Origin of the sequence: Winogradskyella sp. MIT101101, from assembly GCF_047126865.1 — a bacterium.
Classification (GTDB): Bacteria; Bacteroidota; Bacteroidia; order Flavobacteriales; family Flavobacteriaceae; genus Winogradskyella; species Winogradskyella ouciana.
Genome location: NZ_CP138982.1, coordinates 1,844,113 through 1,865,602, shown reverse-complemented (window position 1 = coordinate 1,865,602; position 21,490 = coordinate 1,844,113). Strand labels below are relative to the sequence as shown.

The 21,490-nt window shown below is 35.5% G+C and carries 19 protein-coding genes; 15 read left to right on the top strand and 4 right to left on the bottom strand.

Translation table 11 applies throughout. The features are described from left to right. Positions 1-12: 12 nt before the first annotated feature. Entirely contained in the window at positions 13-1,080 is a 1,068-nt protein-coding gene (locus tag SIB89_RS08475) for an isoaspartyl peptidase/L-asparaginase family protein (RefSeq protein ID WP_412559446.1), read from the bottom strand. Between the two features lie 122 nt (positions 1,081-1,202). On the opposite strand from SIB89_RS08475, the gene SIB89_RS08470 reads away from it, so the two are divergent. The 3 genes from SIB89_RS08470 to SIB89_RS08460 all read left to right on the top strand — a co-directional run bounded on the left by SIB89_RS08470 (position 1,203) and on the right by SIB89_RS08460 (position 5,432). Then, a complete protein-coding gene (locus tag SIB89_RS08470; protein WP_412559445.1) occupies positions 1,203-2,756 on the top strand; it encodes an aldehyde dehydrogenase family protein in 1,554 nt (517 codons plus the stop codon). A gap of 112 nt (positions 2,757-2,868) precedes the next feature. Beyond that, a complete protein-coding gene (locus tag SIB89_RS08465) occupies positions 2,869-4,242 on the top strand; it encodes a DUF1800 domain-containing protein (RefSeq protein ID WP_412559444.1) in 1,374 nt (457 codons plus the stop codon). Between the two features lie 2 nt (positions 4,243-4,244). Continuing rightward, complete coding sequence (locus SIB89_RS08460) at positions 4,245-5,432, top strand: DUF1501 domain-containing protein (RefSeq protein WP_412559443.1); 1,188 nt, start codon at positions 4,245-4,247, stop codon at positions 5,430-5,432. 210 nt (positions 5,433-5,642) lie between these two features. Here the strand turns inward: SIB89_RS08460 and SIB89_RS08455 are convergent, their stop codons facing one another. From SIB89_RS08455 to SIB89_RS08445, 3 genes are all read right to left on the bottom strand, one after another. Then, complete coding sequence (locus SIB89_RS08455) at positions 5,643-6,776, bottom strand: ATP-binding protein (RefSeq protein ID WP_155088955.1); 1,134 nt, start codon at positions 6,774-6,776, stop codon at positions 5,643-5,645. Positions 6,777-6,804: 28 nt separating this feature from the next. Then, positions 6,805-7,437, bottom strand: coding sequence for a hypothetical protein (locus tag SIB89_RS08450; RefSeq protein WP_412559442.1), 633 nt, complete (start codon positions 7,435-7,437; stop codon positions 6,805-6,807). A 100-nt stretch (positions 7,438-7,537) separates the two neighbouring features. Continuing rightward, positions 7,538-8,401 carry an aldo/keto reductase gene (locus tag SIB89_RS08445; RefSeq protein ID WP_412559441.1) on the bottom strand — a complete coding sequence of 288 codons (864 nt, stop codon included), beginning with the start codon at positions 8,399-8,401 and terminating at the stop codon, positions 7,538-7,540. Positions 8,402-8,505: 104 nt separating this feature from the next. Between SIB89_RS08445 and SIB89_RS08440 the strand changes: the two genes are divergently transcribed. The 12 genes from SIB89_RS08440 (at position 8,506) to SIB89_RS08385 (ending at position 21,487) form a co-directional block, all read left to right on the top strand. Then, a complete protein-coding gene (locus tag SIB89_RS08440; protein WP_412559440.1) occupies positions 8,506-9,069 on the top strand; it encodes a DUF4382 domain-containing protein in 564 nt (187 codons plus the stop codon). 165 nt (positions 9,070-9,234) lie between these two features. Further along, on the top strand, positions 9,235-10,041 hold the full coding sequence (locus tag SIB89_RS08435) for a DUF4382 domain-containing protein (protein ID WP_412559439.1): 807 nt from the start codon (positions 9,235-9,237) through the stop codon (positions 10,039-10,041). 152 nt (positions 10,042-10,193) lie between these two features. After that, a complete protein-coding gene (locus SIB89_RS08430) occupies positions 10,194-11,195 on the top strand; it encodes an AAA family ATPase (RefSeq protein ID WP_273289268.1) in 1,002 nt (333 codons plus the stop codon). Positions 11,196-11,303: 108 nt separating this feature from the next. Continuing rightward, entirely contained in the window at positions 11,304-12,170 is an 867-nt protein-coding gene (locus SIB89_RS08425) for a DUF58 domain-containing protein (protein ID WP_412559438.1), read from the top strand. 62 nt (positions 12,171-12,232) lie between these two features. Further along, positions 12,233-13,936, top strand: coding sequence for a hypothetical protein (locus tag SIB89_RS08420; protein WP_412561894.1), 1,704 nt, complete (start codon positions 12,233-12,235; stop codon positions 13,934-13,936). Continuing rightward, positions 13,936-14,940, top strand: a complete 1,005-nt coding sequence (locus SIB89_RS08415) for a vWA domain-containing protein (RefSeq protein ID WP_412559437.1) — start codon at positions 13,936-13,938, stop codon at positions 14,938-14,940. The genes SIB89_RS08420 and SIB89_RS08415 overlap by 1 nt, the downstream gene beginning before the upstream one ends. Further along, entirely contained in the window at positions 14,933-15,970 is a 1,038-nt protein-coding gene (locus SIB89_RS08410) for a vWA domain-containing protein (protein WP_155088944.1), read from the top strand. Before SIB89_RS08415 ends, SIB89_RS08410 begins: the two co-directional genes overlap by 8 nt. A 73-nt stretch (positions 15,971-16,043) precedes the next feature. Further along, positions 16,044-16,871, top strand: coding sequence for an aerotolerance regulator BatC (locus SIB89_RS08405; protein WP_412559436.1), 828 nt, complete (start codon positions 16,044-16,046; stop codon positions 16,869-16,871). Positions 16,872-16,918: 47 nt separating this feature from the next. Continuing rightward, positions 16,919-18,688, top strand: coding sequence for a BatD family protein (locus tag SIB89_RS08400; protein WP_412559435.1), 1,770 nt, complete (start codon positions 16,919-16,921; stop codon positions 18,686-18,688). A gap of 1 nt (position 18,689) precedes the next feature. Then, a complete protein-coding gene (locus tag SIB89_RS08395) occupies positions 18,690-19,448 on the top strand; it encodes a tetratricopeptide repeat protein (protein ID WP_412559434.1) in 759 nt (252 codons plus the stop codon). Between the two features lie 99 nt (positions 19,449-19,547). Further along, complete coding sequence (locus SIB89_RS08390) at positions 19,548-19,793, top strand: hypothetical protein (protein ID WP_412559433.1); 246 nt, start codon at positions 19,548-19,550, stop codon at positions 19,791-19,793. A 101-nt stretch (positions 19,794-19,894) separates the two neighbouring features. Further along, positions 19,895-21,487 (top strand): SulP family inorganic anion transporter, encoded by a 1,593-nt coding sequence (locus tag SIB89_RS08385; protein WP_412559432.1) that lies wholly within the window; start codon positions 19,895-19,897, stop codon positions 21,485-21,487. The last annotated feature ends 3 nt before the right edge of the window (positions 21,488-21,490 follow it).

Genomic DNA, 21,490 nt, shown 5'->3' with positions numbered 1-21,490 from the left:
AATTAAATCTTTCTACTTTTCATAAATACCAATTTCCAACTCACCCTTGTCATTCAGGGTTGCTCTATACATACCAGCGGTATTAAACTCAGCCACCATATTACCATTTTTATCTACAGCAACAATACCTCCATCACCACCTAAATCTTCAACTTTGTCCAATACAATTTTTGCAGCCTCTTTGAGGCTTAACCCTTTGTAATCCATGAGTGCCGAAATATCATGCGCCACTTGTGCTCTTATAAAATATTCACCCCAACCTGTACTCGATACAGCACAAGTTTCGTTGTTAGCGTATGTACCAGAACCAATAATCGGAGCATCACCAATTCTACCATAACGTTTGTTGGTCATACCTCCTGTTGAAGTTCCTGCGGCGAGATTTCCATTTTTATCTAATGCTGCACAACCAACCGTCCCGAATTTTGAATCTTTAATGGTTGGATCGTAAAATGCCGTTTTAGCATCATGGTCTAATTCTGTTTTTTCTCTGTCCTTAATGCGTTGTAAGGATTGAAATCTATTTTCAGTAAAGAAATAAGAGGGTTCTACAATGGCTAAGCCTTGTTCCTCAGCAAAGATTTCTGCACCTTTTCCAGAAAGCATCACGTGTTCTGAATTATCCATAACAGCCCTAGCTAAATCAATGGGGTTTCTAACGGTTGTTGTGCCAGCCGAAGCTCCAGCGTTTAAGGTTTTTCCATCCATAATAGACGCATCGAGTTCATTGGTTTCTGCATTGGTGAACACTGCACCTTTGCCCGCATTAAAAAGTGGTGAATCTTCCATTACATTGATGGTTTTGGTAACTGCATCTAAGCTGGTTCCTCCGTTTTTCAGCACTTCGTAACCGACTCTAATGGCTTCTTCAAGCTTAGCTTTATAGGCGGCTTCTTTTTCAGGCGTCATGTTCTTTTTTAAAATTGTACCAGCTCCTCCATGGATAATGATGGCGAATTCTGGTTTTTCCGAATTCATTTCGTTGGTTGTTTCTGCTTGTGCAGTCTCAATGGATGATTTTTCATTTTTACAAGCAAAGCAAAGAAATAATACTAGGATAAAAGGAATGATTTTCTTCATGATTGAATATGATTTATAAGCGCCCTAAAGTTACATATTTTAAGAGAGTTGAGCTTCGACTAACTAACAAATTATTAGTAACTTCGCGTCAAAATTTAATAATTCATAAAATTTAAACATATATGGAAGCAGTAGCTACCGATTTCGGAATAAAAGAAGCACTTCAACAATTAGGTGTAAAAGATATAAATGAAGGATCTTCAACAGGGTCTAATAATTTTTCTAACGGAGAAATTATTGAATCTTATTCGCCTGTTGATGGTCAATTAATTGGAAAAGTAAAGTCAACAACTAGAGAAGACTATGACAAGGTGATGGATGTTGCTACTAAAGCATTTCTAACTTGGAGAGATATTCCTGCGCCACAACGTGGTGAAATTGTACGTCAGTTTGGAAACAAATTAAGAGCGTTGAAAGAACCATTAGGCAAGTTAGTGTCTTATGAAATGGGAAAATCTTTGCAAGAAGGTTATGGTGAAGTTCAGGAAATGATAGATATCTGTGATTTTGCTGTTGGGTTATCAAGACAATTGAACGGACAAACGATTCCGTCTGAACGTCCAGGACACGTTATGAGAGAGCAATGGCACCCACTTGGTGTTGTTGGTATTATATCGGCATTTAATTTTCCTGTCGCTGTTTGGGCATGGAATACAGCATTAGCATGGGTTTGTGGTGATGTTTGTGTGTGGAAAGCTTCTGAAAAAACACCATTATGTGCAGTAGCTTGTCAAAATATTATTGCTGAAGTTTTAAAAGACAACAATATGCCAGAAGGTATTTCTTGTATTATTAATGGCGATTATAAAGTAGGTGAATTTATGACCACGGATTCTAGAATTCCTTTAGTGTCTGCTACTGGGTCTACTAGAATGGGACGCATTGTTGGTAAGACTGTTGCTGAACGCTTTGGAAAATCGTTGTTGGAATTAGGAGGAAATAACGCCATCATCATTACACCAACTGCAGATTTAAAAGTGGTGGTTCCTGGTGCTGTTTTTGGTGCTGTTGGTACTTGTGGACAACGTTGTACATCAACCAGAAGATTAATTATCCACGAATCCGTTTACGATAAAGTTAAAGATGCCATCGTTGGTGCATATAAGCAATTAACAATTGGAAATCCTTTAGATGAAAAGAACCATATAGGTCCTTTAATCGATAAAGATGCCGTTGATACGTATTTAGCTGCGATCGAAAAAGCAAAAGCTGAAGGCGGAAACGTATTGGTTGAAGGTGGTGTATTAGAAGGTGAAGGTTATGAAAGTGGTTGCTACGTAAAACCAGCAATTATTGAAGCTGAAAATGATTTTGAAATTGTACAGCACGAAACATTTGCGCCAGTTTTATACTTAATGAAATATTCTGGAGAGGTTGAAAATGCCATTGCAAAACAAAATGGTGTGGCTCAAGGTTTATCTTCAGCCATTATGACCAATGAAATGAAAGAAGCAGAAAAATTCTTGTCTTACGCTGGTTCTGATTGTGGAATTGCAAACGTAAACATAGGAACTTCAGGTGCTGAAATTGGAGGAGCTTTTGGTGGTGAGAAAGAAACAGGTGGAGGACGTGAGTCTGGATCTGATGCTTGGAAAGTATATATGAGAAGACAGACAAATACTGTAAACTATTCAGATGAGTTGCCATTAGCGCAAGGCATTAAGTTTGATTTGTAGGGCATTGGTTTAATAAAAGTGATTTAAGACCGTTTCATAATGAAAGGGTCTTTTTTTTGGGCATAATAATTGTTACAATTAAACCATAAAGCCCTTACTTAGTCTAATTCACATGAATCAAAAAGAACTTCAGCATCTATACTGGCGTGCAGGTTTCGGGATGCTACCAAAAGTGTATACTGCGAATTCTAAGAGCAGAAAGGATGTTGTGGATGCACTTTTTGTAAATTCTGAGGCCATTTCTCCCACACATATAGACCTGTCTTATCTCGATGGGATCAATCCTATGGATTTTAAAAAATATCCATCCTTAGCCAAAGAAATCAATGAAAAAAACATCAAGTCTATACTAGAACTTAATTATAAATGGATTGAACAGTTAATACAACCAAAAGAGGTACTAAGAGAACGCATGACTTTGTTTTGGGCCAATCACTTTGTGTGTAGAGATCGAAATCCTAAATATGCACAGCAATACAATAATACGATGAGATATTATGCCTTGGGTGATTTTAGAGCCTTTGTAAAAGCGATTTCTAAAGAAGCTGCCATGCTGAGGTATTTAAACGGAAAACAAAACAGAAAGCATAAACCCAATGAAAATTTTGCACGTGAGTTGATGGAATTGTTTACTCTAGGCGAAGGACAGTATTCCGAAAAAGATATTAAAGAGAGTGCAAGGGCGTTTACAGGTTATAACCATGATTTTGATGGGAGTTTTAGACTTAGAGAATTTCAGCACGACAATGAATCCAAGACATTTTTAGGACATATAGGTAAGTTTGATGGTGACGATATAATCGATATTATATTGGAAAACAAACAATGTGCACTATTCATCTCAGATAAAATCTATCGCTATTTTGTAAATCCAGTACCCAATAAAAACCATATTGAAGCTATGGCAGATGTGTTTTTTAAGGATTATAATATCGAAAACCTAATACGCTTCGTATTTATGTCAGACTGGTTTTATGATGAAGTAAATATAGGAGCGAAAATAAAATCACCAATTGAGTTTTTGGTAGGTATGGCAAATACCATTCCTGTTGAATTTGAGAATAAAAAAGATCTTATAAAAATTCAAAAACTTCTCGGGCAAACCTTATTGGATCCGCCAAACGTAGCAGGATGGAAAGGCGATAAGGCATGGATAGATGCTAATACTATTATGGTTAGGTTAAAACTAGCATCGTTGTTGTTTAACAATGCTGTTATTTCACTAAAAGAGCATGGTGATTTCAATGACAGTTTTAGAGAGAAATACTTTAAGCGAAGCAAAGATAAATTGCCTTTTAAGACTTTGCCAAACTGGGAAGCTTTCTTGGACAATTTCAACTCTATTGAAACAGAAAACCTTCATGAATATATCATTCAAGGCAACTTAAATAAAGGCACGGCTGATTATCTAGAATCGCTAAGCAAAAAATCGAAACAAGATTACTGTATTCAGTTAATGTCATTACCAGAATACCAAATGTGTTAGTTATGGATAGAAGAAAATTTATAAAAGATTCAGCATTGGCGAGCAGCTTGTTCTTTGTGCCAAGTTTTGTAAAGGCCTTTGAGTCTGTAGCTGCCGCACAATTGGGTTACAAACGATTGGTTATAGTTCAGCTTGCTGGTGGTAACGACGGACTAAATACTATTATTCCACACAATAACGATATTTATTACAATGCCAGACCACGCTTAGCCATAACAAAAGACATCATAAAGCTGAATGATGATTTAGGCTTTCACTCGAGTTTATTACCATTAAGAGCGCTGTACGACAATGGTGAACTATCCATTTTAAATAATGTAGGTTACCCAAATCCTGTACGTTCGCATTTTAGATCCATGGATATTTGGCAAACTGCAAGTGATTCTGACGAGTATTTGCAGAGTGGTTGGCTGGGACGTTATCTCGATGCACATGGTAAAAAACCATACAACGCCATTGAAATGGACGAGCAATTAAGTCTAGCAATGAAAGGCGAGCATTTTAATGGTATTGCCACAAATGATTATAAAGTTTTATACAGAACGGCTAAAGACCCTTATTTTAAGAATGTGCTTAACCATTACAACGATGCGCATTTAAGTGAACACAATTTGGGTTATCTCTACCAAACTATGATAGAGGCCAAATCTTCTGCCAAGTATATTTACGAAAACACCAAAGTGAGGTTGTCTCAACAAGAGTATCCTCAGAATAAATTTGCCAAACAACTTAAAAATGTGGCACAGTTTATCAACTCTGGTTTAGAAACCAAAGTGTTCTATACTTCGTTAGGCGGCTTTGATACGCACGCCAATCAGCAAAATAAACAAGCAAGGCTATTAAAACAATATGCAGAAAGCGTCTCGGCCTTTGTAAAGGACTTAAAACAAAACGGAACTTTTAACGACACATTGATTTTAACCTTTTCTGAATTTGGAAGGCGTGTTAAACAAAACGCAGCAAATGGTACAGACCACGGAGCCGCTAATAATGTGTTTATCATAGGCAAGAATCTAAAAAAAGCAGGATTCTACAATAGCTTGGCAAGCCTCAGTGATTTAGATACAAATGGGGATTTAAAATATGAAATTGACTTTAGATCAGTTTATGCAACCGTATTGTCTAAATGGATGAATGTTTCTACGGAAGGAATTATCAATTCAAAACAAAAAACCTTAAACTTTATTTAAACAAAAAAACCTCGTTTCAGTTTTTGCATTTGCAATAGTGAAACAAGGTTATATAATTGATTAATAGCATATCAAAGATGCAAGATATTTTGCTTTGTCCTTAAATTTTTTGATGAATGGTCGAAAAAAATGTATAATCTGTAGTGTTTTTGTAGGTACTTCGATAAGATGCAGAAATCAAGGATAAAATATTCAATAAATTCGACGAACCTAATTATACTTCACTTTCCGCAGAATCCTAATGGTTTCTTTGTAAGACCTGTAGAGTTCAGAATTATAGCCTTTTATATATGGCTTAGCAGATTCTAACTTTAGCAAAGCATCGTCAAAGCCATTGAGATAACAAATTAGGTAACTGGCAGCTAAATTTTCTAAATCAACAATCTCATGATTGGCGAGCCTAACACCTTTTTCAAGTTTTGCAAGAATAACATTGTTGGTGTTATAAATATGATGGAGTATTTTTTTATCAAATTGCGGTGGCTCAAAAATGAGATTTGCTTCTATGGAATAATTGGCATTATCATCAAAATGAATGATTTTTTCTTCGAGCTTATAATACTTATGAGATTGTTGAAGACCAAGTCTAACGTATTCTACAATCTTAAAAGAGTCTTTATTATAAGAAATGGAAACCTCATCTAGAGCAGAATAAAACAGCCTAACCTGTTCATTTATCAATTCTATATCTACGCGAGAATAAAATACTTCATCCTTAACGTATTTTTTTTGCCCTGACCAGCATAACACAAAATACTCTTTAAAGACCCTATACTGAGGGTTGAAATCTTGACGTTTGTTCATAAAGTCAAACACGCCATCGAGTGTCAATTCAATATTGTTTTGTGCGTGATTTTCAATAGCTGAAACTATATCGGAGTTGACGTCTTTTATTTCAACATCAAAAACTTTTGGCATGCTCATACTCCCATCTCTAAAAAATACCGAGCCTCCATAGTATTTCCATATATTTTTCCTTAGTGAGGTGATTTTATCAATTGATCTAATGGTAACGAGACCAACGACCTTGTCATCTGGCAAATGTGGAAACGGAATATTCTCGTACTGAACAATAGGTGGATTGGTTAAATACGCATTGATGAGGTTTTGAATTTTGCTGTCATCAAAAAAATCGACACCAATAATTTTATTGTCCTCGTCTTCAACACCAATAACGATATACGAATTGTTTTTTGGATTACTATTAGATAGTGCGCAAATATGCTTTAAAAACTTCGCCTTACCTTCTTTATGGCTAATGTCAATCTTTCGTTTTTTATCATAGAAACTGTTCTCATCGTTGTGAGCAAGTAGGTTTTTAATGAGTAGGCGTTTATTGATCATAAGCCCATAAATCCCCAAAGAGGACTTTTTATAATAGCTTTAATTCTTTTATTATATTCTCTCTAGCTTGAGTTTCAAACTTATCCTGATATACTTCTGTAAAATACAACGTTTCACGTTCTAAAAAATGTTGAAGCACTTTTTTTCTCCCTGGCTTATACATAAATTCAGGATAGATTTTATATTCCTTTCTGATTTGTTGTGTATAATTTTGATAGGTTTTCCAATCACTCCCTAGAATTGATAAATCAAAATCCAAAAGATAGGCATTATCATCATTTTCATCTAAAATGATTTGATGCTTTTTAGTCGAAATAATCAAATCTTCGATGTTTTTAAGCTTTTTTTCATCAAAATCCAACGATTTTAAAGCTTTTTTGGCGAAAAGTGCACTTTTTACTTCGTTATCATTTTTAGTGGATTTGTAAATAATGTCATGATACCAGATGGCGAAAACTAAAACATCATAATCCTCTACATGGCTTTTAAAGTCTTCTGCTTGATTCAGCATATTTTGAATGTGGGCGAGATTGTGGTAATATCTACTTGTATTGGAATAATGATCTACAATATCTTTCCAAAGCGAAGCAACAATTGCTTTTTTATCGGTATAATTTGAAACTAAATCAACCCACTTGGGCTTTAGCTCAGTTCTATTCATGGTTTTGTAGTTCTTATTTTTTCGATGATGCCAAAACTAGACTGCAACAGAACACTGCCAACTTTTCCCCTCTGGGGAAATGTCCATAAGACAAAGGGGCTTATGGCACCTTATGCCCTTGACTAGCCACCAAAATCAAAAACCAATCCTCTAATTCAAGTTCAATTTTTGAGGCTTCTACAGCTTGTGTTAATCGCTTTTTATTTGTGGTCCCAACCACAGGATGAATACCAGCAGGATGTTTCATTATCCATGCCAACAGTAACTGGTCTTCTGTTGCACTATACTTATCCATCAATTCGCCAAGCTGTTTATGAATGCGTCTGGTCTGTTCATTGTCTTCTCTAAAAACTGAGCCCAATGGTGACCAAGCCATAGGTTTTATACCACAAGTTGTCATATAATCTAAAGTACCGTTATGCATGGCGGAATGCTCAGTCAATGAAAATTCAATCTGATTAACATCAATATCCATTCGCAGACCAATCATATCCATTTGTGCTGGAGTAAAATTAGATACTCCAAAGTCTCTAATTTTTCCATCTTTTTTTAACATGGTAATCGCTTCGGCAATGTCTTCAGCAACCATTAGTGGACTTGGCCTGTGTAACAGTAATAAATCCAAATACTCAGTGTTTAAATTCTTTAAGGATTCCTCAACGGACCAAATGATATATTCCTTGCTGTAATCGTAATGTTTAACCTTGTTATCTCTATTATCGCTGAGGTATTGAATACCACATTTTGAAATCAGTTGAACGTCTTCACGTTTAATTCCAGAATCTTTAAAAGCCTTTCCAAATTCGGCTTCTGTGGTATAAGCACCATAAATATCAGCATGGTCAAAAGTAGTAATGTTGTTGGAAACGCAATGGTGCATTAAAGCAGTCATTTCTTTTTTTGAGAGCTGTTTTCCCCAGCTCCCCCAGGTCATAGTACCTGCAATTAATCGAGAATATGTCACTTTTTTTTCGGTTTATAATGGTTTTTTTGCAATTGGTGTATAAAAATACTCAAAACCATAAGATTACGGTATTCTTGTTATGTAATTATTCCATTCCTCAAATCATGAAACATTTACAAGCTATTAACCGGATATTTTTTTCCTTTTTTCTTTTAATCTGTTTTACCAGTTGTACAAAAGACGATGTTAATGCTGAGGTCACCAGTATTACGGTAAAGTTAAAAAGCACATCGCAAGAACACGATAAGGTTTTTATAGATATTGAAGATGTTCAGTTTAAAGTAAAAGAAGACGATAATGAACCCAATGCATGGATGAGTCTTAATGCCATTAATCAAGGAACTTATAATGCATGTGATTTAAATGAGGATTCCGCTTTATTACTGGTAGACCATATAGAAATTGAACCCACCTTTATACATGAAATAAGGTTGGTGTTAGGCGATAACAATTTTATGGATGTCAATGGCTTATTGATAAGTTTGGAAGTGGAGAACTTAGGTAATGCAACACCTTCAAATTTGGTAAAATCAGAATTGGTTTCCAACAGAAGCTACGAGTTTGTCATTGATTTTAATATTGACGAATCCATAAGTTTCAATGAAGAAGAAAACATGATGGTTTTAAATCCAAAATTATATACTGCAATACGACAATTTGAATATTAATTATCCTAATCCGTAATTAATGAAGATAAAAGGGCAATACTAGGGTGTTGCTCTTTGTTTTTTAATTAAAGCTTAATACTATTCTGACCAGAAACTATTAGATTAAGACGTCTAAATACACATTAGGTGCGTATATTTAGATGTAACCTTAAAATCTAAAAAATCATGAAATATTTAAAACAAACATTGCTTCTACTTATAGCAATATTTACCTTTTCCTGTAATAATTCTGACGAATCAAGTAATGATGGTACTGCAAGACTATCCGTAAAATTAGTGGATGAGCCTGGTGATTATGAGCATGTATTTGTAGAGGTTGTAGATGTTATGGTGAAATATGATGGTGAAAGTGATGATGACGAAAATGGATGGCAATCAATAGGAATTATTAATCCTGGTGTATACGACTTATTGGAATTGACTGGTGGTGTAAGTTTAGAACTTGTAGATAATGAAGAAATTGAAGCTGGTCTTCTTAAACAGATAAGATTAGTTTTGGGAGATGATAATTCTGTTGTCTTAGAAGGCGAAACAGAACCACGTCCTTTAAATACACCAAGCGCACAACAATCAGGCTTAAAAATAATGGTCAATCAAGAGATTGTTGCTGGTCTTAACTATGATTTTATATTAGATTTTGATGCTGACGAATCCATAGTGATGGCTGGTAATTCAGGGAATATTAATTTAAAGCCTGTCTTAAGAGCAAGTTTAGAAGTCAACTCAGGTAGTTTGTCAGGTACTGTATTACCTGCGGATGTGGTAGTTGCTGTAGAAGCAACAAACGGAATTGAAACCGCATCAACACTTACAGATGATTCAGGGAATTTTCAAATTTTAGGATTGTCACCAGGAGTTTATACAGTAACAATTACTCCAGATAATGATTCCATGTTAAATGCAGTAATAATTGAAGATGTTGAGATAGTTATTGGTGAAACCACAAATTTGGGCACAATCACGCTAGAGTAGCATTATTTAAGAATTTATAGAAAAGCGCAAGTTCATTAGAACTATGCGCTTTTTTTTTTAACCAATTGTTAACAGCAACTCCCGAAAAATTTTAACATTTTGCAACCTCGAAAAAATTATTATAATAGTTTCGTTTTTAAACCCTTAAAAAAATGGAAGAAGCGAGTACAATTGATATTAAATCAATTAATGAAAAGATAGAAAAAGAAAGTGCCTTTGTTGACCTACTTACCTTAGAAATGAATAAGGTCATTGTTGGACAAAAACATATGGTTGAGCGTTTGCTCATTGGCTTGCTTGGGCAAGGTCATATTTTATTGGAAGGTGTTCCTGGCTTGGCAAAAACCTTAGCCATTAATACGCTGTCTAAAGCTATTGACGCCAGTTTTAGTAGAATTCAGTTCACACCAGATTTATTACCGGCAGATGTTGTTGGTACCTTAATCTACAATATAAAAGAGAACGATTTTTCAATTAAAAAAGGGCCAATCTTCGCCAACTTCGTTTTAGCGGATGAGATCAACAGAGCGCCAGCTAAAGTACAATCCGCATTGTTAGAGGCGATGCAAGAAAAACAGGTGACTATTGGTGACGAAACATTTATATTGGACAAACCATTCTTGGTAATGGCTACCCAAAACCCTGTTGAACAAGAAGGAACTTATCCATTACCAGAAGCACAGGTAGATCGTTTTATGCTAAAGACTGTAATTGATTATCCAAAACTAGATGAGGAGCAACTTATCGTAAGAGCCAATCTAAAAGGGGCTTATGAAAAAGTAAACCCAGTGGTTTCTACGGCTCAGATTTTAAGTGCACAAGAGGCGGTTAGAGAAGTTTACATGGATGAAAAAATTGAAAAATATATTCTAGATATTGTTTTCGCCACACGTTATCCTGAAAAGTATAAACTTCCAAGTTTAAAGCCATTGATATCATTTGGTGCATCACCTCGTGGTAGTATCAATTTGGCGACTGCTGCAAAATGCTATGCGTTCATAAAGCGAAGAGGCTATGTTATTCCTGAGGATGTTCGTGCAGTTGTGCATGATGTTCTACGTCATAGAATAGGCATCACTTACGAAGCGGAAGCAGAAAATGTGACTTCAGAAGACATCATCAACAAGATTGTAAACGAAATTGAAGTGCCATAGGTATATGCTGCGCATCGGTAAAAAGTACAAAGGAATAAGTAACAAGCCAACCTAATCTTGCTACTTTGTACTCACTACTTAATACTTAATAAGCGAAAGCGAATATAAATGGATACCAAAGAACTTCTAAAAAAAGTACGAAAAATAGAGATCAAGACACGTCGTTTGTCTGATCATATATTTGGAGGCGAATACCACTCGACTTTCAAAGGTCGTGGTATGACTTTTTCTGAAGTCCGTCAGTATCAGTATGGTGACGATGTAAGAAATATTGATTGGAACGTGACAGCACGTTACAATGAACCTTACATTAAGGTTTTTGAAGAAGAGCGAGAACTTACCATGATGCTCATGGCAGATGTTTCGGGTAGTAAGTTTTTTGGGACACAAAATCAATTTAAAGATGAAATTGTAACCGAAATTGCTGCAACATTGGCGTTTTCGGCTACTCAGAATAATGATAAGATTGGTCTGATTTTATTTTCAGATGAGATTGAGCTTTACATTCCGCCTAAAAAAGGTCGTTCACATGTATTGAGAATCATTAGAGAGCTATTAGAGTTTAAACCAAAGAGCAAGAACACCAATATAGCAGAGGCTTTTAAATTTTTATCTAATGTGATGAAAAAGAAAGCGATTGTGTTTATGTTATCAGATTTCATTGCAGACGACTATAAACAAAACTTAAAAATTGCGTCTGGCAAGCACGATATTACAGGTATTAGAATTTACGATAAGCATGAAGAATCCATTCCAAATATTGGAATGGTGCAAATGCAAGATGAAGAAACAGGTGAGTTGCTGTTGGTGAATACGGCTTCTAAAAAAGTACGTCAGAATTACGGGAAATTTTACAATGAGAAAGTGAATTATTTCAAGGACAGTTTCACAAAATCAGGAGCTGGTACCATAGATTGCCGTGTGGACGAAAGTTATGTAAGAAAACTATTGGGTTATTTTAAAAGAAGAGGATAATACGCACAAAGTGCGAAGTGTAAAGTAAAAAGTGTAAAGTGATAAAGTGTATTCTAAATAGAATTAATACCACGTCAAGAACCAAAGAAACAGGCTACAAGCTAAAAGTTCGCGGTATCGTACTGGCTTGTACTTTGTACTCCATACTTTGTACTTCATACTTACAAAGTCAAGTCAAAACCGAGGTTGATACCACCAAAATTCGAATAGGAGAACAAATCAATTACAAGATTAAGGTAGAAGCAGATTCTTCTGCATTGGTTGTGTTTCCAGAAGGGCAAACCTTTATGCCTTTAGAAGCTGTTGAAGCTTCCGAAATAGATACGACAAAGAAAAACGCCAATTTTTTACTATCTCGAATTTACAAGCTTACCCAGTTCGATTCGGGTTCTTATACCATTCCGAGACAGAAAGTAATCATAGGAGATAAATCGTTTTTCACAGATTCTCTAAGAGTGGATGTCAATACTATTGAGGTAGATACCACTAAACAGAAACTATACGATATCAAACCCATTATCGAAGTTGAAAAGTCAGGTGGCAATTGGTGGAAATGGTTATTGGGAATTTTAGCAGCTATCGCATTAGTAGCATTTTTACTCTGGTGGTTTATCTGGAGACAAAAACCATTAACCGAAGAGGAAGAAATTGCCTTACTGCCTCCATACGATAGAGCTAAGCTAGCATTAAAAAAATTGGACGAGAGTCAGTATTTAATGCGTTCTGAAGTCAAGGAATATTATTCTCAACTGACTTTGGTCATTAGAAAATATCTTGACGAAAAAGTTTACGACCGTTCATTGGAAAGTACAACGGAAGAGTTAATATCGAGACTTCAATTATTGAAAGAAGGCAATCAATTCAACTTTTCAAAAGAGACATTAAACAATCTTGAAACCATTCTCAAACGTGCCGATTTAGTAAAATTTGCAAAGTCTGCACCAGATGCTGCGCTTATTGAAATGGATAGGGCTACTATTGAGAAGGAAATAGATAGTGTAAAGGCAGTGTTGCCAGAACCAACAGAGGAAGAAAAGCTTTTAGATCAGCAATATAAAGAAGAACAAGAGCGCAAAAAGAAACGTAAAAAAGTAATTCTTACGGTTGCTATTTCCCTATTCTTGCTTATCGCTACATTCGTTGGCTTCGGCATTAAATATGGTTTTGGTTATGTTAAGGATACCGTTATTGGTCACGAAAGTAAAGAACTATTAGAAGGTGAGTGGGTAGAAAGTGCTTATGGTTTTCCACCAATTTATATTGAAACACCAAAAGTGCTTAAACGACAGGAAACTGAACTTCCAGAAGGGTTTGAGGACAAAGCTGAAATAACAATGTTTGGTTATGGCAGTTTAATTGAACAATTCTACATAGTTACAGGGACTACTGTTTTAAATATCCCTAAGGGTCAGGGTGAAGATTCAGATCAGCAGAAAGCTATCAACTTAAATACTGTTGTTGAAGGAAGCTTGAGTAATTGGGAGCAAAAAGGTGTAAGAAACATTATTACAAAGAATGAACAATTTATTACGCCAAATGCTGCAGAAGGTTTAAAGACTTTTGGTACAGCAGAGTTCCCTGGTTTAAAACCTGGTACCTATGAAGGTGGTGAATATATTATCTTAAGTTTTACTTCGGAAAATGTTATTCAACAAATTGTAATTGTATGGAGATCGGATGACAATTATGCCAGCGATATAGTAGACCGAATTGTAGATTCCATTGAGTTGAATCCAGATGAACCCGTTGAAGAAGAGGAAGAATAATGTTCGAGAATATAGAATTTTTAAATAAAGAACTATTTTGGTTTCTATTGCTTTTGCCAATAGCCATAGCTTGGTATGTATTTAAGCGAAATCAGCAAACAGCAGAGCTTAAGATATCGAGCATAAAAGGTTTTAAAACGTCGTCTTCTTTCTGGTCTAAATTTAGACATGTTTTATTTGCCTTAAGAATCATTGCCTTAGGACTTTTAATTACGGCTTTGGCAAGACCGAGAACAGTTGATGTTTCAACAAAGACTAAAACAACAAGAGGTATAGACATTGTAATGGCTATTGATGTGTCTGCCAGTATGTTGGCTAAAGATTTACGACCAAATCGACTAGAAGCCTTAAAAGAAGTTGCTGCGGATTTTATTGATGGCAGACCAAACGATCGTATTGGTTTGGTAGAATATGCAGGCGAAGCATATACAAAAACACCTATTACTAGTGATAAATCAATAGTTCAACGCTCACTGAGAGATATTAAATACAATACTATTATTGAGGGTGGAACAGCCATTGGAATGGGCTTAGCAACTTCCGTCAATCGCTTAAAAGACAGCAGAGCAAAGAGTAAAGTCATCATTCTGTTAACGGATGGTGTCAACAACGGAGGATTCATAGACCCAAAAATTGCTAGTGAGTTAGCTTTAGAATATGGTATTAAGGTTTATACCATTGGACTGGGAACAAACGGTATGGCATTGTCACCTATGTCCATTAATCCCAATGGTACTTTTAGATACGGGAGACAGCAAGTAGAGATAGATGAGGAATTATTGAAAGAGATTGCAGAAGTTACAGGTGGAAAATATTTTAGAGCGACCAACAATAAAAAACTAGTTGAGATTTATAAAGAGATCAATAAGCTCGAAAAAACCGAAATAGAAGAAAAGAAGTATTACAACTATGAAGAAAAGTATAGACCTTTAGTCTTATTGGCTGGGTTATTGCTTTTGATAGAATTATTATTAAGAAACACAATATTTAGAAGCTTTGTTTAGACTAGACGAAAAAATATGGTTTTGGACATTACTGGTAATTCCGGTAATAATGCTCTTGTTTGTGTTATTGCAAATTTGGAGGCGCTCTGCACAAAAAAAGTTTGCGGATAGTAACTTATTAAGACGATTAAGTCCTAACCAATCTGTATTTAAGAGTGTTTTAAAAGTATTGGTACTTTGTGGAGCATTTGCGTGTTTGTCCTTAGCATTGGTCAATCCAAAAATTGGTACAAAACTAGAAACCGTTAGAAGTCAAGGAGTGGATATCGTTTTTGCAGTAGATGTATCTAAAAGTATGTTGGCAGAAGATATTGCGCCGAACCGCTTAGAGAAATCAAAGCAATTGGTACGAGAGATTATAAATAGTTTGGCAAGTGATCGAGTTGGTATTATTGCCTATGCAGGTAAAGCCTTTCCGCAATTACCAATTACTACGGATTATGCATCAGCTAAAATGTTTTTGCAAAACATGAATACGGACATGCTATCATCTCAAGGTACAGCAATCCACGAGGCCATTCAATTAGCAAAGACCTATTATGATGATGAAGAGCAAACCAATCGTATTTTAATCATTATTTCAGATGGCGAAGACCACGAAGGTGATGCTGCAGATATTGCAGAAGAAGCAAGTGAAGAAGGTATTAGGATTTTGACCATTGGTGTAGGAAGCACCAAAGGTGGCCCAATACCAATAAAAAGAAATAATATTATACTCAATTATAAGAAGGACAATAAAGGTGAAACTGTAATTACCCGTTTAGACGAAACCACTCTAAAAGAAATTGCTGAAGAAACCAACGGAGTCTATATTAATGGAAGCAATACAGCCGAAGTTGTTGAGGCAATTAAGGATGTATTGGATGAGACCGATAAAAAAGAATTTGAGTCTAAACAGATTGCAGATTTTAAAGATCAGTTTCAATGGTTTTTAGGTCTGGGAATCTTGTTATTGTTTATAGATATATTCTTTTTAGAACGAAAAACAGCTTGGCTTAAAAGGTTAAACCTGTTTAATGAGAACTTTTAGACTTTCTTTAACTGTAAGTCATGGCATGGTTTGCTAACTTTAAAAATATTATTAAGCATAAAAAATGAGTAAGATGAAATTACACATATTGACTATAGCATTATTGGTGTGCTTTTCAAGCTTTGCTCAAGAAGGAGATAAAGCACGGTTAAAAGCAGAAAAGAATGCAGCTAATCTCGTTTACAAGGCTAATGAGTTGCTCGAAGAAGAAAATTATATTGAAGCAGAAATGGAATATAGAAGAGCCATTTCTAAAGCGCCAAATAAAGCGGTTGGTGCATATAACTTAGCCAATTCCTATTACAAGAAAGGTAATTATGGCGAGGCACTGTTTAGAACTGAGGAAGCTGCAAAAAATGCTGCTACTAAAGAAGAAAAGCATAGAGCCTTTCATAATTTAGGCAATATATTGATGCAAAAAGAGATGTGTAAAGAAGCCGTTGAAGCTTTTAAAAACGCTTTGCGAAATAATCCAACAGATGAGGAAACGCGATACAACTTTGCTTTAGCAAAAGAATGTGCTGAGCAGCAACAAGACGGTGGAGGAGAAGACAACAAGAAAGACGAAGATAAAGAGGAGGAAAAGGACAAAGAAAACGAAGAAAAGAAGCAAGACGATAAAAAAGAAGACCAAGACAAAAAGGACGAAGGCGATAAAGACAAAAAAGACGGAGATAAAGAAGAAGACGAAAACGGAAAGCCTAAAGACGATAAAAAAGATGGTAAAGGAGATGATGAAAAGAATAAAGATCAAAAACCGAAGCCAAAACCAGGACAGATGTCTCCTCAACAGATAAAGAATATTTTGGAGGCGATGCAAAATCAAGAGCAAAAAGTTCAGGAAAAAATAAATGCAGAAAAACAAAAAGGAGCCAAAGTAAGAACTGAAAAAGATTGGTAATATCGTAAGTAGTTGCAGTCTTAGTTTTAATATACTGTAAGGTTTTAATGAAATTCACAATACACATATCAATATTATTTTTCTTACTAACTTCAAGTTTAGTATCAGCCCAGGTAAAATTCGAAGCTAAAGTCAGTAAAAAAAAGCTTGGAGTTAATGAGCGTTTGCGTATTGATTTTGAAATGAACAAAGATGGTGACAATTTTGTGCCGCCCAGCTTTGAAAATTTTACCGTTGTTGGTGGCCCTAATACGTCTGTTAGCAACACATGGGTCAACGGAGAGCGTTCTTACACCAAAACTTACAGTTACTTCTTAGCACCAAACAAACGTGGTAACTTCACCATTAAACAGGCCACTATAGAAATTGAAGGCGAAATCTATAAAACGTTTCCCGTAACCATAAATGTTACGGCTGCTGTAGATCGGCCAAATGGTCCACCTGATGCTTCAGATGTGGCCTCAGAGAATATTCATTTAGTAGCAGAAGTATCTAAGACCAATCCTTACCTTAATGAAGGGTTCACGGTAGTATACAAGCTCTATGTGTCCCCAGAAACAGGAGTTAGTAATTGGCGTGAAAAAGATAATCCAAGATATAACGATTTCTGGAGTCAGAATATAGAAATTAAGGGATTGAATATTCAGAAAGGTCTATACAAAGGAGAAGAATATCGTTATGTTGTCTTGAGGAAAACGGTATTGTATCCTCAAAAAACAGGCAAACTAAAGTTAGAACCTTTAGTGTTGGACATTACTGTTGAGGTACCTTCTGGTAGAGCTGACATTTTTGGGCGTCAGATCATGACCAAAGTTCCAAAAACGGTTACTGCTGGCAGCAGAACCATAGATGTTAGACCATTACCGGAAGAAGGAAAACCTTCAGACTTTAAAGGAGCTGTGGGAGACTTTCAGTTTAGTGTTACGACTTCAAAAACTGAACTTAATGCTACGGAATCACTACAAGCTAAAATTGAGGTTTCTGGTAAAGGGAATTTAAAACTATTTGAACTGCCTAAGTTAACCACACCTAGTTCACTTGAGGTTTATGAACCAGAGCACAATGAAAATGTGAACACCAACCTCAGTGGTATGCGTGGACGTATTTCAGACACTTATACCATTGTACCACAATATAGAGGAAAGTATCCTATTCCTTCTATTGCATTTTCTTATTTCGATTTAAATACCGAAAGTTATAAGCGCATCACATCAGATGAGATTGTTATTGATGTTTTAGAAGGCCCAATGGCATCTAATACTAATGGAAATTCGACTGTATCTAATACCAAACAGAATGTAGTACCAAACACTAATACTTTTGCATTTATAAAAACATCATCTAATTGGTCTAGTATAAAAAGCGAACCATTTTTTAAATCCACTACATTTTGGACCTTGTTATTAGTGCCTTTTTTATTGATTCCACTAGCAATTGTTATCAGAAAAAATAAAGATAAACGAGATGCAGATGTACAGGGCAACCGTATTAGAAAAGCAGATCGCTTGGCAAGAAAATACTTGAGTGAAGCTAAGAAAAACCTAGGGCAGAAAGAGACGTTTTATGAGTCTTTAGAAAGAGCACTTCATAATTACTTAAAGGCAAAATTGAATATTGAAACCAGTGATTTCAATAAAGAAAAAATAGAAAGTTTACTTACGGCACGAAATGTAGAAAGTAGCATAGTTTCAGACTTTATTTCAATATTAGAAAGCTGTGAACTTGCAAGGTACACTCCAATTACACAAGTGACTATGCAGAATGATTATGATAAGGCGGCAAAGACCATTTCAATAATTGATAAACAATTAAGATAGTATGAGAGCAATTTTATGTCTTTTGGTTTGTTTTTTGAGTTGGTTTGGATTGTCTCAAAATAATCAACGTTTTGAAGATGCAAATGCTTTATATAACCAAGGTAAATATGCTGAAGCCATTGATAAATATGAGGCCATTTTAGATACAGGACAACATTCTGCTGAGCTATATTACAACTTGGGCAATGCAAATTATAAGTTAAATAACATTGCGCCAAGTGTCTATTACTTTGAAAAAGCATTGTTGCTCAATCCAAATGATGAGGACATAGTAAATAACTTGGCTTATGCCAAGAAAATGACAGTTGATGCCATAGATAAAGTGCCGCAAGTTGGCTTTTCTAGAATTATAAATAATGTGGTCAATACACTCAAGGCAGATACATGGGCAAAAGTGGCAATAACAGGAGTGTTACTGTTTGTCTTACTATTCTTAATGTATCACTTTTCTTATACAACTTCAAAGAAGCGCATAGCCTTTGTGATAAGTATTTTAGGGCTACTGTTGGCTTGCTTTTCTATTGGCATGGCATTTCAAAAGCAAAGTTTAGATAAAAAAGATAATCCAGCAATTGTATTCGCTCAAGAAAGTAGAGTAAAAGCCGAGGCTAATAAAAGCTCAGAAGAAGTGTTTAGATTGCATGAAGGCACTAAGGTACAAGTTTTGGAAGCCTATGAAGATTGGCGCAAAATTCAACTCTCAGATAATTCCGTGGGCTGGATTCCAGAAGAGGACATCAAACTGTTAAAGACTTTTTAAATATTATTTAACAAACCTATAATTTTCAATTATTATATTTGCGCTTCTATGTTTGAAAAGTTAAGATACAGGACATCAATATTCTTCACCATTATCTTTATGGCGTTGATATCAGCACCAACTGTTATTCTGTCGATAGACGATTCAACAGATGTCTCAATTTTTTATAGCATAACCGAAGAAGAAGAAAGCGAAAAGCTCAAAATTGTAGTAGAGGATATTTCTCCAGATAATGAAGGATTAATTTTAAATGAAAACCAGTCTAAAATAGATGGCTATACCTACAAAAAATACGCTAAGCCGCACCTAAACTTAATTTCTCCACCTCCAGAATTCATTTTATAAATTTTATCGTTTTAGGACAGTCCTACTGTTCTTAACTAACTAATTAAATGTTAAAAATTAGCTTTTGAGAAGTATCTCATTGGCAAAAAATGAATTTATATATGTTTAAAACATTAAAAAATGACATACCAGCGAGTATTGTCGTATTCTTTGTTGCACTACCTTTATGTTTGGGTATTGCATTGGCCAGTGGTGCGCCGTTATTTTCAGGATTAATTGCCGGAATTGTTGGTGGTATCATAGTCGGATTCTTAAGTGGATCGCAAATTGGCGTTAGTGGTCCTGCTGCTGGTTTGGCAGCTATTGTATTAACGGCAATTACTGCCCTTGGTGGTTGGGAAAATTTCCTAGTTGCTGTAGTATTGGGTGGCGTAATACAGATACTTTTTGGAGTTTTGCGATTTGGTATTATTGCTTATTACTTCCCGTCTTCTGTAATTAAAGGAATGCTTACGGGAATCGGAATCATAATTATTCTTAAACAGATTCCGTATTTCTTTGGGATTGATAAAAACGCCGAAGGAAACTTTGCGTTTTTAAAGTTAGAAGGAAAAAATGCCCTTACTGAGTTATTGAATAGCCTGAACGCCTTATTTAGTGGAAACTTTGATAACGGAGCTACGATAATAGCACTCATTGCAATGGCAATATTATTGCTGTGGAGTAATGTGTTGAGCAATAAGGGGAAGTTCTTTCAACTTGTACAAGGACCTTTGGTAGCAGTTGTAGCTGGTATTGTATATTTCCTGCTTACAAGAGATTCAAGTTTAGGATTGAGTGGAGACAACTTGGTGTCTGTGCCAGTACCAGAGAGTTTTTCTGACTTAAAGGCACAACTTGCTTTTCCAAATTTTAGTGTCATAACAAGGACAGATGTTATAGTTGCAGGATTTACCATTGCTTTGGTGGCATCTCTTGAAACCTTATTATGTGTGGAAGCAACCGATAAGTTAGACCCTCAAAAAAGAGTAACACCCACCAACCGTGAATTGTTAGCGCAAGGTACAGGTAATATTGTATCTGGATTAATAGGAGGTTTACCAATTACGCAGGTAATTGTTCGTAGTTCTGCTAATATTCAATCGGGTGGACGCTCAAAAGCAAGTGCTATTATTCATGGATTTTTACTGTTGATTTCAGTAATGACCATTCCTCATATACTCAATTATATTCCACTTTCAGTATTAGCTGCAGTTCTATTCATTGTAGGCTATAAATTGGCAAAGCCAAAATTATTTAAGCAGATGTATGAACTTGGCTGGAAACAATTCATTCCATTTACAGTTACTGTGGCAGGAATAGTGTTCACGGATTTATTAACGGGAATTGGTATGGGACTAGCTGTTGGTATTGTTGTTATTTTAATTAAGAGTTACCAGAATTCGCACTTCCTTCATATTGAAGATAAGAGCAACGGAAAGCACAAAATTAAAATGACTTTAGCAGAAGAAGTAACTTTCTTTAACAAAGGAGCGATTCTCAAAGAACTAGACAGTTTACCAAGAGACACTTACTTAGAATTAGATGTAAGAGATACAAGATATCTGGATAATGACATTATAGAGATCCTCGATGATTTTGCCTTTAAAGCTAAGGAGCGAAACATTGACATAAAGCTAATTTCCGAAAGAGGAGTGGTGGAAAACCCAGATAGCTTTATTGAATTTTTTAGACTAAGACCTAAAGCAAGTTAAATC

Bases quoted from the DNA above. Each gene is read 5' to 3' on its own strand.
- SIB89_RS08390 (WP_412559433.1), top strand. From the start codon at position 19,548: ATGGCGTTGATATCAGCACCAACTGTTATTCTGTCGATAGACGATTCA.
- SIB89_RS08440 (WP_412559440.1), top strand. From the start codon at position 8,506: ATGAAACATTTACAAGCTATTAACCGGATATTTTTTTCCTTTTTTCTT.
- SIB89_RS08395 (WP_412559434.1), top strand. From the start codon at position 18,690: ATGAGAGCAATTTTATGTCTTTTGGTTTGTTTTTTGAGTTGGTTTGGA.
- SIB89_RS08455 (WP_155088955.1), bottom strand. From the start codon at position 6,776: ATGATCAATAAACGCCTACTCATTAAAAACCTACTTGCTCACAACGAT.
- SIB89_RS08425 (WP_412559438.1), top strand. From the start codon at position 11,304: ATGGATACCAAAGAACTTCTAAAAAAAGTACGAAAAATAGAGATCAAG.
- SIB89_RS08415 (WP_412559437.1), top strand. From the start codon at position 13,936: ATGTTCGAGAATATAGAATTTTTAAATAAAGAACTATTTTGGTTTCTA.
- SIB89_RS08475 (WP_412559446.1), bottom strand. From the start codon at position 1,080: ATGAAGAAAATCATTCCTTTTATCCTAGTATTATTTCTTTGCTTTGCT.
- SIB89_RS08405 (WP_412559436.1), top strand. From the start codon at position 16,044: ATGAAATTACACATATTGACTATAGCATTATTGGTGTGCTTTTCAAGC.
- SIB89_RS08400 (WP_412559435.1), top strand. From the start codon at position 16,919: ATGAAATTCACAATACACATATCAATATTATTTTTCTTACTAACTTCA.
- SIB89_RS08450 (WP_412559442.1), bottom strand. From the start codon at position 7,437: ATGAATAGAACTGAGCTAAAGCCCAAGTGGGTTGATTTAGTTTCAAAT.
- SIB89_RS08465 (WP_412559444.1), top strand. From the start codon at position 2,869: ATGAATCAAAAAGAACTTCAGCATCTATACTGGCGTGCAGGTTTCGGG.
- SIB89_RS08385 (WP_412559432.1), top strand. From the start codon at position 19,895: ATGTTTAAAACATTAAAAAATGACATACCAGCGAGTATTGTCGTATTC.
- SIB89_RS08460 (WP_412559443.1), top strand. From the start codon at position 4,245: ATGGATAGAAGAAAATTTATAAAAGATTCAGCATTGGCGAGCAGCTTG.
- SIB89_RS08470 (WP_412559445.1), top strand. From the start codon at position 1,203: ATGGAAGCAGTAGCTACCGATTTCGGAATAAAAGAAGCACTTCAACAA.
- SIB89_RS08430 (WP_273289268.1), top strand. From the start codon at position 10,194: ATGGAAGAAGCGAGTACAATTGATATTAAATCAATTAATGAAAAGATA.
- SIB89_RS08435 (WP_412559439.1), top strand. From the start codon at position 9,235: ATGAAATATTTAAAACAAACATTGCTTCTACTTATAGCAATATTTACC.